The following is a 12,420-nucleotide window of genomic DNA, read 5'->3' on the forward strand; positions in this document are numbered from 1 at the left end:
GCGTGGTCGGTTGCTCAGGCGGCCGGATCCACTCTTCTTTCACTGAAATATCGCGCTGATCGCTCGGCGCTGTTTCGTCTTGCACGAGAGGTGACCATGTTTGTCTCAAAGAAAACCAAGTCCAAACCGAAGCAGGTTCCCTTCCGCGGCCGGCGCCGGCAGGGGGGCGCCTTCGTTCCGAAGCTCGCGGCCTATGCGCTGTTGGCCTTCGTGCTGTGGCTGATGATCTCGACGCTGGTGCAGCCGCTGTTGTCGTCGAAGGCAACGCGGGCCGTGCTGCAGGCGCCGGTGACGCTGATCACTTCGCCAATCAACGGGGTGGTGGCGCAGATGTCGGTGCATGCGCGCGACACGGTGGAACCCGGTGCGTTGGTCGCGACGGTGCGCAACCCGACGGTGAGCCAGGAAATCCTCACGCAGTTGCGCTCGCAGCATCTGGCGCTGCAAAGCCAGCTGGCGCAGCTTGCCAACCAGTACAAGGCCGACAACCAGGAAATGCGCTCGGTCGGGCGCGAGGCCAGCGTGCACCGCGAGGCGTCGCTGGCGCAGGCCTGGGAGTCGTGGCAGATCGCGCGACGCAAGCGCGACGTGGCGCACAGCGTGGTCGAAGAGCAGGAGAACAAGGTCCGCACGAACCAGGCGCTGCTCGAGCAGGGCGCGATCAGCGAGCAGGTGATGAATGCCTCGCTGGCCCAGCTCAACACGGCGCGCGCCAATGCGGCGGTGGCCGAGCAGGCCTTCACCGGCCAGGTCCAGACGGTGGCGAGCGCGGGGCAAGGCGCCTTCGTGGGCGATGGCGGCAGCAATCTGTTCCAGACGCTGGCGAGCCGCCGCGAGGCGCTGCGCAACAGCGTGGGCCGTGCGCAGCAGGACGGCACGGCAATCTTTCAGCAGCTCAAGCAGGTCCGCCAGCTCGAGGAAGAGGAGCGCAGCCGGGTCGAGAAGCTCTCTTCGTACGAGATCAAGGCGACGCAGGCAGGGCAGGTCCACACGGTGCTCGCGCCCGTGGGCGCCTACGTCACGGCCGGCGCGTCGCTGGTGCGCGTGACCGACTGCAGCCGGCTCGGCGTGGTGGCGGTGTTCCCGGCGCGCGTGGCCAAGCGGCTGGGCATCGGCTCGCTGCTCGAAGTGAAGTTCGAGGACAGCGCCCGGGTGGTGCCCGCGCGCGTGGAACAACTGCTGCCCGAGGCCTCGGAGGCGCAGCAGAGCACCTACAGCGTGCCTTTCCCGTATGCGGAGCAGGGCTCGATCTACGCCGTGGCGCGCATCGAGGGCCAAGCGCAGCCGGTTGCAGCGGCAGATGGCGGCGCGAACCTCTGTGCGCCCGGCAAGGTGGTTTCGGCCACGCTGAAGTCCTGAGCAGGGAGCATGGCATGAAGCCGATCGCTTCCATTCCATGTGCACTGGCGCGCGCTGCGGTCGCGTCGATGGCGCTGGCCGGCGCGGCCTCGGCGGCGCAAGCGCCGCCGGGCGCCACGCAGCAGCAACAGCAGCTGGCCCGGCAAAGCTGCGAGGGCCTGCGCCGCGCGGTCACCGAAGACCAGAAGGGCGCGACCTCGGGGCCGTTGTTCCTCACGAGCTACCGTATTGCCGAGGCCGGCAAGGGGCCGCCGCTTGAGCCCGCGCTTGGTGGCGTGGCCTTCACCTACGACAACGCGCTCGCGGGCATCGCGCTGCTGGCCTGCGGCGATGCCGCTTCGGCGCGGCGCATCGGCGATGCGGTGGTGCGCGCGATGGAGCGTGATCCCGCCATGCCCGACGGCCGCGTGCGCAACGCCTACCGCGCCGGCCCGATGACCGAGGACAAGGCGGCGCTGCCGGGCCGCTGGGACGCGGGCAAGAACCAGTGGATCGCCGATGCCTACCAGGTCAGCACGGCCACGGGCAACGTGGCCTGGGCCGCGCTGCTGCTGCTGAACCTGCACGAGGCCGAGCGTTCCTCGCCCACCTACCTGGCCCATGCGCGCAAGCTGCTCGGCTGGATCGAGCAGCGCACGCGCGCGAAGAACGCGCCCGACGGCTACAACGGCGGCTGGTACGGCTGGGACCACGCCCAGCGGCCGCAAACCTGGAAGTCGACCGAGCACAACATCGACATCGCGATGGCCGCCGCATGGGCCGCGCGCGCGACCGGCGCGCAGGCGGACGCCGAGCGCCAGCAGGCGCGTACCGCGCTCGATTTCGTGCGCCGCATGTGGAGCGCATCGGAGCAGCGCTTCTACATCGGCACCAAGGAAGACGGCGCGACGATCTCGACCGAGGGCTCGGGGCTCGATGCGCAGCTCTGGCCGCTGCTTGCCGCGCCCGAGGGCTCGTGCGACTGGTCGCGCGGGCTGCAATGGCTCGACAGGCACCATCGCCATGGCGAGGGCTACGGCTTCAAGCGCGAGCCCGACGGCATCTGGACCGAGGGCAGCGCGCAAGCTGCCGCCACGCTGGTGGCGCGCAAGGGGTCCGCGCCCGAGCCGCTGTGGCGGTTGCTTGCATCGCAGCGCGCCGGTAACGGCCTTTACTACGCCACGCCGGGCGAGCGCATCTCGACCGGGCTGGCGATCGGCCCGGATTCGACCGGCCCCGACTTCTTCTATTACCGCTGGCCGCACCTGGGCGCGACCGCATGGGTCGCACTGGCCGCCACGGGTTTCAACCCCTTCACCGGCAAGACCGCCGCCGCAGCAGGAGCCAATCCATCATGTCCAGCCTGATCGCACAACCGGAGTTCCAGCTCAACGCACTCGTCGCGGGGCTGGCGCTGCTGCTGATGACCTGGGCGCGCATCGATCGCATTTCCCACCGCGCCGTGTTCGGCGGACTGACCGCGCTCCTGCTCGCGCGCTATGCGGTCTGGCGCGTGGTCGCGACCATGCCGCCGTCGGACCTTGGCTTCGAAACGCTGTTCGCATGGGTGTTCCTGTTCTTCGAGATGACCGCCGTGGCCTACACGCTGATGTCGATCCACATGCTGCTGCGCACGCGCGACAACCGCCCGCTGGCCGACCGCGGCGAGGCGATGCTGCGGGACCGCGGCGACCGGGTGCCGGCGGTGGACGTGTTGATCTGCACCTACAACGAGGAACTGGCGGTGCTCGAGAAGACCATCATCGCGGCGCAGGCGATCGACTATCCGCGGCTCGCGGTATGGGTGCTCGACGACACCCGGCGCGACTGGCTGCGCGACTACTGCGCGCGGCGCGGCGTGAACTACGCGCGCCGGCCCGACAACAGCCATGCCAAGGCCGGCAATATGAACAACGGCCTGAAGCTGTCGGCCGAGGTGACCAACGCGCCGTACATCTTGGTGCTCGACGCCGACTTCGCACCGCAGCGCAATATCGTCTACCGCATGCTGGGCCTGTTCTCGGACCGCCGGGTGGGGCTGGTGCAGACGCCGCAGTTCTATTACAACGCCGATCCGATCCAGCACAACCTGCGCGCGACCGACAGCTGGGTCGACGAGCAGCGCGTGTTCTTCGACGTGCTGCAACCCGCCAAGGACGCGGTCGATTCGGCCTTTTGCGTGGGCACCTCGTTCATCGTGCGGCGCGACCTGATCACCGCGGCGGGCGGCTTTCCGGTGGGTAGCGTCTGCGAGGACATCCACACCACCTACCTGCTGCTGCGCCACGGTCACATCACGCGCTGGCTCGGCGAGCGCCTGTCGAACGGTTTGTCGGCCGAGAGCATCATCGACTACATCAACCAGCGCAGCCGCTGGTGCCTCGGCACGGTGCAACTGGCACTGTTGCCTGAAGGGCCGCTGCGCGGGCGCGGCTACAGCCTTTCGGCGCGGCTGCACTTCCTGCACGGGCTGATGCACTGGCTGGGCAAGCCGTTCATGGCCATGGTCATGCTCGCGCCGGCGCTCTACTGGTATGCGGGCGTCTCGGTGTTCCATGCCACGCCGCAGGCCTTTGCCGCCTACGGCCTGCCGCCGCTCATGATGTTCTGGGCCTACAGCTACTGGATCAGCGAGCGGCGCTGCCTGCCGGTGTTCAGCGAGGTGAGCCAGCTGGTTGCAGCCATGGCGGTCACGAGCACGCTCGCGAGCGCGATGCTGCGCCCGTTCGGGCGGCCCTTCAAGGTCACGGCCAAGGGGCTCGACCGCACCAAGACGGTGGTGCACTGGAAGCTGGTCGCCATCTTCGGCGGGCTGCTGGTGGCGCTGCAGCTGGGCGCCGCATCGGTCGCGCTGGGCGGCGAGGCGCTCACGCCGGGCGACGAGCTCAACCTCGTGTGGACCGGCATCGCGCTGGTGCTCTGCCTGGCCGCGCTGATGGCTTGCGTCGACCTGCCGCGTGGCGATGGGGAGGAGCGGTTTCCCTGGCGTGCGCGCACCCGTGTGCGCACCGCCGACGGGGAGGGCGAGGCGCGCTTCGTGAACATCGCGCCCGACGGCGCACTGCTCGAAGCCCGCGCACCGCTCAAGCGGCTGCGCGTGGGGCAGCCGCTCGAGGTGCATGTCGAGTCGGTCGGATGGCTGAAGGCGCACCTCGCGGGCCGCAGTGCCGCCGGCGCAGAGCTGCAGTTCGCTGCCACCGAGGCCCAGCGCGAGCAGCTGGTGGGCCATGTCTTCAACGTGCCGCCGAGCCACGTCGCGGTGCAGGTGCGGCCATGGCGCGCGGCGTCGGCGCTGCTCGCGAGCGCGGGTTTCGGTGCGCCGCGCGCCGGTTTCGTGCGGCTCGCACTGCGGCTGTGCCTGCTCGTGCTCGCGACCGGCATCGTGCTTGTGGTGAGCGGCTGCAACATGACGCCGCCGCTCAAGGAGCCCGATCTGGCGATGCCGGCGCAATGGCCGGCCGGCACCACGGTGCCGAATGCCGAACCAGTGGATTGGCGCAGCTTCGTCGAGGACGACGAACTGCGCCGGCTGATCGCCACCGCGCTGTCGCAGAACCGCGACCTGCGCGTCTATGCCGCCAAGGCGCGCGAGGCCCGCGCCGTGTATGCCGGCACGCGCGCCTCGCTGTTCCCGGCGATCGGACTGTCGAGCCACGCGCAGCGCGCCAAGACCACGCCGCAGGGCTCGCTGAGCCCGCTCGGCAACGTGCCGTCGGACGGCCGCGTGTCGAACAGCTTCGACATCCAGGCCGGCATCACGTCGTATGAGCTCGACTTCTTCGGCCGCCAGGCAAGCACTGCGCAGCAGGGCGGCGCGCTCGCCGAGGCGGGCGACCTGGACCATGCGGCCGCGCGCATGAACCTGGTGGGGGAGGTGTCGAACGCCTACCTCACGCTGCGCGCCGACCGCGCGCTGCTGGCGCTGGCCGATGCCACCGCAGCCAGTGTCGCCGCCAACGCCGACATGATCGGCCGCGCCAAGGCCGTGGGCGGCGCGGCGCAGCTCGACGTGTACCGGTCGCAGTCGCTGCTGCAGAACGCCCGCGTGCAGCAGGAGGAATACCGCATGCGCGTGGCGCAGGACCTGCAATGGCTCAACGTGCTGGTTGGCCAGCCGGTGCCGCCCGACACCGGCAGCGGCAAGCGCTGGCCCGAGTCGTCCACGGCCGCGGTCGCAGCCGGCCTGCCCGCCAGCCTGCTGCAGCGCCGCCCCGACCTGCTGGCGGCCTATGCGCGCGTCGAGGCGGCCAATTCGGGCGTGGGCGCGGCCAAGGCCGCGATGCTGCCGACGATCTCATTGACTGCGCTGGCGGGCGCCGTGAGCGGCGACCTGTCGTCGCTGTTGAGCAGCGGCAACAGGAGCTGGGCCGGTGTGCTGGGCGTGTCGCTGCCGATCTTCGACTGGGGGCGCCGCTCGGCCAACATCACGGCCAACGAGGAGCGCCTCGCGGCTGCGATGGCTTCCTACGAATCGGCGGCGCAGGTCGCATTGCGCGAGACCGCCAACGCGCTGATCGCCGACGACCACCTGCGTCCGCAGTTGGAAGCGCAGCAGTCGCGCGTGGAGGCATTGGAAAAGGTGGCCGGGATTGCGCATACGCGCTTCCGCAGCGGGCTCGAAGACTATTTTGCGAGCCAGGATGCCCAGCGCGAGCTCCATGCCGAACAGCAGCGGCTGGTCGAACTGCAGCTCAAGCAGGCGGTGAACAAGGTCAACCTCTACAAGGCGCTGGGCGGGGGATGGGGCGATGCGCAGCAGCAGCAGCAGCGCACCACCCCGACGGCTTCGATCAGCCAGCCACGTTGACGGCGTCCTTGAGAGCCTTGCCTGCGGTGAACTTCGCACTCTTGCTGGCCTTGATGGTGATCTGCTCGCCGGTGGACGGATTGCGGCCGGTGCGTTCGGCGCGGCTCGCGACCGCGAAGGTGCCGAAGCCGATGAGCTGCACGGTCTCGCCGCGCGCCAGGGCACGCGACAGGTTCTCGAGGGCGGATTCGAAAGCGCGGCCGGCGTCGGCCTTGCTGAGGTTGGTGTCTTCGGCGATGGCGGCGATCAATTCGGTCTTGTTCAAGGCAGGTTCCTTTCAGGGGGATGGATGATGGTATCCGGCGCCGTGACCCGAGGCCGCGCCTGCAGGTGGAGAGATCCCCGTTGGGGATCGAGGCGCCCGAAGCGCTCCATCTTAGTTTTCACTGCAGGCACCTTGCCGTTCCGCACATGAAACATTTCAAGAAGAAATGTGATGGATTTGCTTGCCTTTGCGATCGTTTTCGTGGCCGTATCGAGTGTTCCACAATCCAAGTCCATCGTTCCAAAGGAGACTCCATGAAAAAAACCGCTGCCACCGCGATCTTCGCGCTCGTTCTGTCGCTGCTCACGAGCGCGTGCGTCTACCACACCGATCCGGGGCCGGGCCGCGGCGGCCACTGCCCGCCGGGCCAGGCCAAGAAGGGCAACTGCTGACGGTGCGGCTCAGCCTTCGGCGAGCATGCCGCGGGCCTCGATGAACGCGACGACTTCCGCCACGCCGGTGTGGGTCTTGAGGTTCGTCATGACGTAGGGCCGCTCGCGGCGCATGCGGCGCGTGTCCTGTTCCATCACGTCGAGATTCGCGCCGACGTACGGCGCGAGGTCGGTCTTGTTGATGACGAACAGGTCGCTCTTGGTGATGCCGGGGCCACCCTTGCGCGGGATCTTCTCGCCAGCCGCCACGTCGATCACGTAGATCGTCAGGTCCGACAGCTCAGGGCTGAAGGTGGCCGCGAGGTTGTCGCCGCCCGATTCGACGAACACCACGTCGGCGTCGGGAAAGTCCTCGAGCATGCGGTCGATGGCTTCGAGGTTGATCGAGGCGTCTTCGCGGATCGCGGTGTGCGGGCAGCCACCGGTCTCCACACCCATGATGCGTTCGGCGGGCAGCGCGCCGGCCACCGTCAGCAGGCGCTGGTCTTCCTTGGTGTAGATGTCGTTGGTGATGGCCACGAGGTCGTACTTGTCGCGCATCGCCTTGCAGAGCATCTCGAGCAGCGTGGTCTTGCCCGAGCCGACGGGGCCGCCGATGCCCACGCGCAGCGGCGGGAGCTTCTTGGTGCGGCGGGGAATGTGGTGCAGGGCGGAGGTCATGGTGGTGGTTCGAGGTTCTAGCTTCTGAAGAGCCGGGAGTATTGGGTTTCGTGCCGCGCCGACAGCACGGCGAGCAGCGGTGCGAAGGCCTGGCGTTCGTCGTCGCCGAGCGCCATCGCGCGGGTCACCGCGTCGGGAATCTCGCGCGCCAGCCGCCCCAGGATGCGCTGCCCGGCGCTCTGGCCGAGCGGCACCGCCTTGACGGCCGCGCCCACCATGTTCTCGGCCCAGCCAAAGGCGAAGGCCAGGCAGCCGTCGTGCACCGAGGCGGTGGTGCGGCTCGCCGCAAAGGCGAAGGCCACCGGATAGCTCGCGGGCAGGTCGGCGAACACGCGGGCGGTGTCGGCATGGTGCAGCTTGAGCCACTCGACGAAGGAGCGCCCCATCTGCTCGGTCTGCAGGAAGAATTCGGCCGTCTCGCGCGAGGCCATGACCCATGCATTGAGCTCGCGCACGCGCGCCGCGTCGTCCGCGCGCCACGCCGCGATGGCTTGCGCGACCAGCGCGAGGTCGCCGCGCGCGAAGCTCAGGTGCAACTGGTCGGCGAGCCATTCGGCGGCCCTGGCTTCCGAATCGATGCCGGCCCATTCGACCGCCGCCTCCACGCCTTCCGAATAGGAGAAGCCGCCCACCGGCAGCGCGGGCGACGCGAGCCAGATGAGCTGCAGGAGGCTGTGGGCGCCGGCCGGATCGGACATGTCAGTGGGCGTGGTCGTCGTCCAGCAGTTCCGGTGCGAGCACGAGCGGCTTGGGGCCGCCGCTGCCGTGGGCATGCGGGTGGCCATGGTCGTGCGAATGTTCATGCGAGTGCGCATGCGCCCCATAGGCGCCGCCCTCGGGCTCGAAGGCTTCTTCCACCGCGACCACGATCAGGTGCATCGAACGCAGCATGTCGGCGAGCACATGGTCGGGCTCGATCTTGAGGTGGTCGGGCCTGAGCTCGATCGGCACATGCCGGTTGCCGAGATGGTAGGCCGCACGCGTCAGGTCGAACGGCGTGCCGTGTGCCGTGCAGTGCGTGATGCGCAGCACCGGCTGCGGCGCCGCGATGACGCGGACCAGCGAACCGTCCTCGGCCACGAGCACGTCGCCGCCGCGCACCGCGGTGCCGCGCGGCAGGAACACACCGATGCGGCGCCCCTGCGAGTCGGTGGCGTCGAAGCGGCTCTTCTGGCGGATGTCCCAGTCGAGTTCGATGGTGGGGGCTCGCTTGGTCAGAACGGGCGCGAGGCCGCGGCCCTGGGGCATGAGTTTGTTGGCGGTGAGCATGGGCTTGCGTTCAGCGGGAGGGTGTCGACAATACAACGTTCGTTATGACTTCAATTGCGAGGCGCAAAGCATGTCTGCCATCAAAGTGACCCAGATCGGCGATTCGATCGGCGCGCCGCAATGCCCTGCGCGAGCTTGCCAAATGACGACGGCCAAGCTCCTGGCACTGTTCCTGCCCTGAGTTTCCCGCGCCGCCACGATCTCAAATTACCCGCGTCATGAAGTGGCTGTACGGATCGACCCGGTAGTTCCCAAACGGACCGCAGTCCTCGAAGCCGTGCTTTGCATAGAGCGCGCGTGCCGGCTCGAAGAAGGGCTGGGTGCCGGTCTCGAGGCTGAGCCGCGCATGGCCTTGCGCGCGCGCGTCGGCCATCACGTGCGCGAGCATGCGGGCGGCGATGCCCTGGCCGCGCAGCGGGGCCGCGGTGCGCATCGACTTGAGTTCGGCATGGTGCGCGTCAAGTCGCTTGAGTGCGGCGGTGCCGACCAGCATGTCCTCGCCATCGGGCTGCACGGCCCACGTGGACCAGAACCGGATCTCGGGCCGGCGCAGGCCCGAGAGGTCGAGCGCATGGACGCTCTCGGGCGGCGAGACGCGCCGCATGTCGACCAGGTGCTCTTCGAGGAAGGCGGCGATGCGCGGGTCCTGCAGTGGATCAAGCCGGATGCGAAGTTCCATCGGGGGCCTCAGAAAAGAAAGTAGCGCTGCGCCATCGGCAGCAGCTTCGCGGGCTCGCAGGTCAGCAGATGCCCGTCGGCACGCACTGCGTAGGTCTGCGCGTCGATCTCCATCTTCGGCGTGTAGCCGTTGTGGACCATGTCCTTCTTGCGCACGTTGCGGATGTTCTTCACTGCGGCGAGCGGCTTGGCCAGACCGAAGCGCTCCTTGATGCCCCCGGCGAGCCCCGCCTGCGAGACGAAGGTCAGCGAGCTCCTGGCGAGCGAGCCGCCGTAGCTGCCGAACATCGGGCGGTAGTGCACCGGTTGCGGCGTGGGGATCGAGGCATTGGGGTCGCCCATCGCGGCCATGGCGATGCTGCCGCCCTTGATGATGGTGAAGGGCTTCACGCCGAAGAAGGCCGGCTTCCAGATCACGAGGTCGGCCCACTTGCCGACCTCGATCGAGCCCACCTCGTGCGCGATGCCGTGCGCGATGGCGGGATTGATCGTGTACTTGGCCACGTAGCGCTTGGCGCGGAAGTTGTCGTTGCGCGGGTTGTCCTCGGGCAGGGTGCCGCGCTGCAGCTTCATCTTGTGCGCGGTCTGCCAGCAGCGCAGCACGACCTCGCCGACGCGGCCCATGGCCTGGCTGTCGGAGCTGAACATGCTGATCGCGCCGAGGTCGTGCAGCACGTCCTCGGCGGCGATGGTCTCCTTGCGGATGCGCGACTCGGCGAAGGCCAGGTCTTCGGCGATGCCGGCGTCGAGGTGGTGGCACACCATGAGCATGTCGACGTGTTCGTCGAGCGTGTTCACGGTGTAGGGCATGGTCGGGTTGGTGGACGAGGGCAGGAAGTTGTCTTCGCCCACCACGCGCAGGATGTCGGGCGCATGGCCGCCGCCCGCGCCCTCGGTGTGGAAGGCGCAGATGGCGCGCCCGCCGACGGCCGCGATGGTGTTCTCGACGAAGCCCGACTCGTTGAGCGTGTCGCTGTGGATCGCCACCTGCGTGTCGGTGGCATCGGCCACGTCCAGACAGTTGCTGATGGCCGAGGGCGTGGTGCCCCAGTCTTCGTGCAGCTTCAATCCGATGACGCCGGCCTCGATCTGCTCGTGCAGCGCATCGGGCAGGCTGGCGTTGCCCTTGCCGAGGAAGCCCAGGTTCATCGGGAAGGCGTCGGCTGCCTGCAGCATGCGCTCGATGTGCCAGGGCCCCGGCGTGGCGGTGGTCGCGAAGGTGCCGGTGGCGGGGCCGGTGCCGCCGCCCAGCATGGTCGTGATGCCCGAGGCCAGCGCCTCTTCGATCTGCTGCGGGCAGATGAAGTGGATGTGGCTGTCGATGCCGCCCGCGGTGACGATGTGGCCCTCGCAGCTGATGATCTCGGTGCCCGGGCCGATGACGATGTCCACGCCCGGCTGCACGTCGGGATTGCCGGCCTTGCCGATGGCGGCGATGCGGCCGTCCTTCAGTCCGATGTCGGCCTTGACGATGCCCCAGTGGTCGAGGATCAGCGCATTGGTCAGCACCGTGTCGACCGCGCCCTGCATGCGGGTGCGCTGCGACTGCGCCATGCCGTCGCGGATGGTCTTGCCGCCGCCGAACTTCACTTCCTCGCCGTAGCCGCCGGCGCGCAGCGTGTAGTCGGCCTCCACCTCGATCAGCAGCTCGGTGTCGGCCAGCCGGACCCGGTCGTCCACCGTCGGGCCGAAGATTTCGGCGTAGGCACGCCTGCCAATCGTTGCCATGGTTTAGAGCTTTCCTTGAACGAGGCCGCGAAAGCCGTAGACGATGCGGTCGCCCGAAAAATCGACCAGCTCGACCGTGCGCTGCTGGCCCGGCTCGAAGCGCACGGCGGCGCCCGAGGCGATGTTGAGCCGCATGCCGCGCGCGGCGTCGCGGTCGAAGCCGAGCGCGCCGTTGGTCTCGGCGAAGTGATAGTGCGAGCCGACCTGGATCGGCCGGTCGGCGGTGTTCTGCACCACCAGCGTGAGGGTGCGGCGGCCCGGGTTGAGCGCGTGCTCGCCGTCGTCGGTGAGAAGTTCGCCGGGGATCATGGCAACCTTCTTCAGAGGGCTTGCGACAGCAGCGTGGCGCCCAGGCCGGCCACGGCCACGCCTGCCACGCGCGGCAGCCAGGCGTTGGCGTGGCGCAGCGCCCATCCGGCGGCGATGCCCGCAACGTGCAGCAGCAGGGTGGCGGCCACCATGCCGGCCAGCGTCAGGGCCGCGCCGTGGTCGCTCGCGAGTTCATGGCCGTGCGCCACGCCATGGAAGACGGCGAACACGCCGACCAGCGCCGCCGCAGCGCCTGCCGCCAGGTGCACGCGCGTGGCGACCAGCAGCCCCAGCACGAGCAGCGAGGCCGCGATCATCGGCTCGACCGCGGGCATTTGCAGACCCGCGAGCCCGGCCAGCGCGCCGGCGAGCAGCATGGCCGCGAAGGCCAGCGGTGCCCACAGCAGGTCGGGCCAGGCACGCCGCGCGGCCAGTGCGCTCCAGAGGCCGACCGCGACCATCGCGGCCAGGTGGTCGGCACCGGTGAGCGGGTGCATGAAACCGGTCGCGAAGCCGTGGTGCATGCCGCCGTCCGCGCCGGTGTGGGCGCTGGCCGCGAGCGGCAGCAGGAGGGCGAAGAGGGCGAGTGTCTTGGAGGCAATGCGCATGGCAGGTCTTCTTTCGAATGGCGGCTTAGACGATGGGCTGGTGGACGGTCACGAGCTTGGTGCCGTCGGGAAAGGTGGCTTCCACCTGGATGTCCGGGATCATCTCGGCGATGCCGTCCATCACGTCGGCGCGCGTGAGCACCGCGCGGCCCTCGCTCATGAGGGCGGCCACGCTCTTGCCGTCGCGGGCGCCTTCCATCACGGCGGCGGAGATCAGCGCGACCGCTTCGGGGTAGTTGAGCTTGAGGCCGCGCGCCTTGCGGCGTTCGGCCAGCAGTGCCGCGGTGAAGATCAGCAGCTTGTCTTTTTCGCGCGGGGTCAGTTCCATGGGGTCGGCATTGGTGGCAGGGTTCGGCCATTATGGGC

At 69.0% G+C, this 12,420-nt stretch carries 13 protein-coding genes; 4 read left to right on the forward strand and 9 right to left on the reverse strand.

What is annotated here, in order from left to right; translation table 11 throughout:
• The first annotated feature begins 96 nt into the window (after positions 1 to 96).
• The 3 genes from AC3A6R_RS22835 to AC3A6R_RS22845 are packed head-to-tail and all read left to right on the forward strand — an operon-like array spanning position 97 to position 6,145.
• Positions 97 to 1,359, forward strand: coding sequence for an HlyD family secretion protein (locus tag AC3A6R_RS22835; RefSeq protein WP_487865667.1), 1,263 nt, complete (start codon positions 97 to 99; stop codon positions 1,357 to 1,359).
• Positions 1,360 to 1,373: 14 nt separating this feature from the next.
• Positions 1,374 to 2,705 (forward strand): hypothetical protein, encoded by a 1,332-nt coding sequence (locus AC3A6R_RS22840; protein ID WP_487865668.1) that lies wholly within the window; start codon positions 1,374 to 1,376, stop codon positions 2,703 to 2,705.
• On the forward strand, positions 2,693 to 6,145 hold the full coding sequence (locus AC3A6R_RS22845) for an efflux transporter outer membrane subunit (RefSeq protein ID WP_487865669.1): 3,453 nt from the start codon (positions 2,693 to 2,695) through the stop codon (positions 6,143 to 6,145). The genes AC3A6R_RS22840 and AC3A6R_RS22845 overlap by 13 nt, the downstream gene beginning before the upstream one ends.
• Here the strand turns inward: AC3A6R_RS22845 and AC3A6R_RS22850 are convergent.
• Positions 6,129 to 6,410, reverse strand: coding sequence for an HU family DNA-binding protein (locus AC3A6R_RS22850; RefSeq protein WP_487865670.1), 282 nt, complete (start codon positions 6,408 to 6,410; stop codon positions 6,129 to 6,131). The two genes, AC3A6R_RS22845 and AC3A6R_RS22850, sit on opposite strands and share 17 nt — an antisense overlap.
• Positions 6,411 to 6,664: 254 nt before the next feature.
• Here AC3A6R_RS22850 and AC3A6R_RS22855 point away from each other — a divergent pair, with 254 nt between their 5' ends.
• Positions 6,665 to 6,802, forward strand: a complete 138-nt coding sequence (locus tag AC3A6R_RS22855) for a hypothetical protein (RefSeq protein ID WP_487865671.1) — start codon at positions 6,665 to 6,667, stop codon at positions 6,800 to 6,802.
• Between the two features lie 9 nt (positions 6,803 to 6,811).
• Here AC3A6R_RS22855 and ureG read toward each other — a convergent pair whose 3' ends face one another.
• The 8 genes from ureG to AC3A6R_RS22895 all read right to left on the reverse strand — a co-directional run bounded on the left by ureG (position 6,812) and on the right by AC3A6R_RS22895 (position 12,382).
• Positions 6,812 to 7,462 carry an urease accessory protein UreG gene (gene ureG / locus AC3A6R_RS22860; RefSeq protein ID WP_487862714.1) on the reverse strand — a complete coding sequence of 217 codons (651 nt, stop codon included), beginning with the start codon at positions 7,460 to 7,462 and terminating at the stop codon, positions 6,812 to 6,814.
• Between the two features lie 17 nt (positions 7,463 to 7,479).
• Entirely contained in the window at positions 7,480 to 8,160 is a 681-nt protein-coding gene (locus tag AC3A6R_RS22865) for an urease accessory protein UreF (RefSeq protein WP_487865672.1), read from the reverse strand.
• 1 nt (position 8,161) lies between these two features.
• Positions 8,162 to 8,731, reverse strand: coding sequence for an urease accessory protein UreE (ureE, locus tag AC3A6R_RS22870; RefSeq protein ID WP_487862712.1), 570 nt, complete (start codon positions 8,729 to 8,731; stop codon positions 8,162 to 8,164).
• A 202-nt stretch (positions 8,732 to 8,933) separates the two neighbouring features.
• A complete protein-coding gene (locus AC3A6R_RS22875) occupies positions 8,934 to 9,410 on the reverse strand; it encodes a GNAT family N-acetyltransferase (protein WP_487865673.1) in 477 nt (158 codons plus the stop codon).
• Positions 9,411 to 9,418: 8 nt separating this feature from the next.
• Positions 9,419 to 11,137 carry an urease subunit alpha gene (gene ureC / locus AC3A6R_RS22880; RefSeq protein ID WP_487865674.1) on the reverse strand — a complete coding sequence of 573 codons (1,719 nt, stop codon included), beginning with the start codon at positions 11,135 to 11,137 and terminating at the stop codon, positions 9,419 to 9,421.
• 3 nt (positions 11,138 to 11,140) lie between these two features.
• Positions 11,141 to 11,446, reverse strand: a complete 306-nt coding sequence (locus AC3A6R_RS22885) for an urease subunit beta (RefSeq protein WP_487862708.1) — start codon at positions 11,444 to 11,446, stop codon at positions 11,141 to 11,143.
• 11 nt (positions 11,447 to 11,457) lie between these two features.
• Positions 11,458 to 12,054 (reverse strand): HupE/UreJ family protein, encoded by a 597-nt coding sequence (locus AC3A6R_RS22890; protein WP_487865675.1) that lies wholly within the window; start codon positions 12,052 to 12,054, stop codon positions 11,458 to 11,460.
• Positions 12,055 to 12,079: 25 nt separating this feature from the next.
• Positions 12,080 to 12,382: an urease subunit gamma gene (locus AC3A6R_RS22895; RefSeq protein WP_124466048.1), complete on the reverse strand. Its 303-nt coding sequence runs from the start codon at positions 12,380 to 12,382 to the stop codon at positions 12,080 to 12,082.
• Between the last annotated feature and the right edge of the window lie 38 nt (positions 12,383 to 12,420).

The organism is Variovorax sp. Soil_C_19 (assembly GCF_057657255.1).

Bases quoted from the DNA above. Each gene is read 5' to 3' on its own strand.
- AC3A6R_RS22835 (WP_487865667.1), top strand. From the start codon at position 97: ATGTTTGTCTCAAAGAAAACCAAGTCCAAACCGAAGCAGGTTCCCTTC.
- AC3A6R_RS22840 (WP_487865668.1), top strand. From the start codon at position 1,374: ATGAAGCCGATCGCTTCCATTCCATGTGCACTGGCGCGCGCTGCGGTC.
- AC3A6R_RS22845 (WP_487865669.1), top strand. From the start codon at position 2,693: ATGTCCAGCCTGATCGCACAACCGGAGTTCCAGCTCAACGCACTCGTC.
- AC3A6R_RS22855 (WP_487865671.1), top strand. From the start codon at position 6,665: ATGAAAAAAACCGCTGCCACCGCGATCTTCGCGCTCGTTCTGTCGCTG.
- ureG (WP_487862714.1), bottom strand. From the start codon at position 7,462: ATGACCTCCGCCCTGCACCACATTCCCCGCCGCACCAAGAAGCTCCCG.
- AC3A6R_RS22865 (WP_487865672.1), bottom strand. From the start codon at position 8,160: ATGTCCGATCCGGCCGGCGCCCACAGCCTCCTGCAGCTCATCTGGCTC.
- ureE (WP_487862712.1), bottom strand. From the start codon at position 8,731: ATGCTCACCGCCAACAAACTCATGCCCCAGGGCCGCGGCCTCGCGCCC.
- AC3A6R_RS22875 (WP_487865673.1), bottom strand. From the start codon at position 9,410: ATGGAACTTCGCATCCGGCTTGATCCACTGCAGGACCCGCGCATCGCC.
- ureC (WP_487865674.1), bottom strand. From the start codon at position 11,137: ATGGCAACGATTGGCAGGCGTGCCTACGCCGAAATCTTCGGCCCGACG.
- AC3A6R_RS22885 (WP_487862708.1), bottom strand. From the start codon at position 11,446: ATGATCCCCGGCGAACTTCTCACCGACGACGGCGAGCACGCGCTCAAC.
- AC3A6R_RS22890 (WP_487865675.1), bottom strand. From the start codon at position 12,054: ATGCGCATTGCCTCCAAGACACTCGCCCTCTTCGCCCTCCTGCTGCCG.
- AC3A6R_RS22895 (WP_124466048.1), bottom strand. From the start codon at position 12,382: ATGGAACTGACCCCGCGCGAAAAAGACAAGCTGCTGATCTTCACCGCG.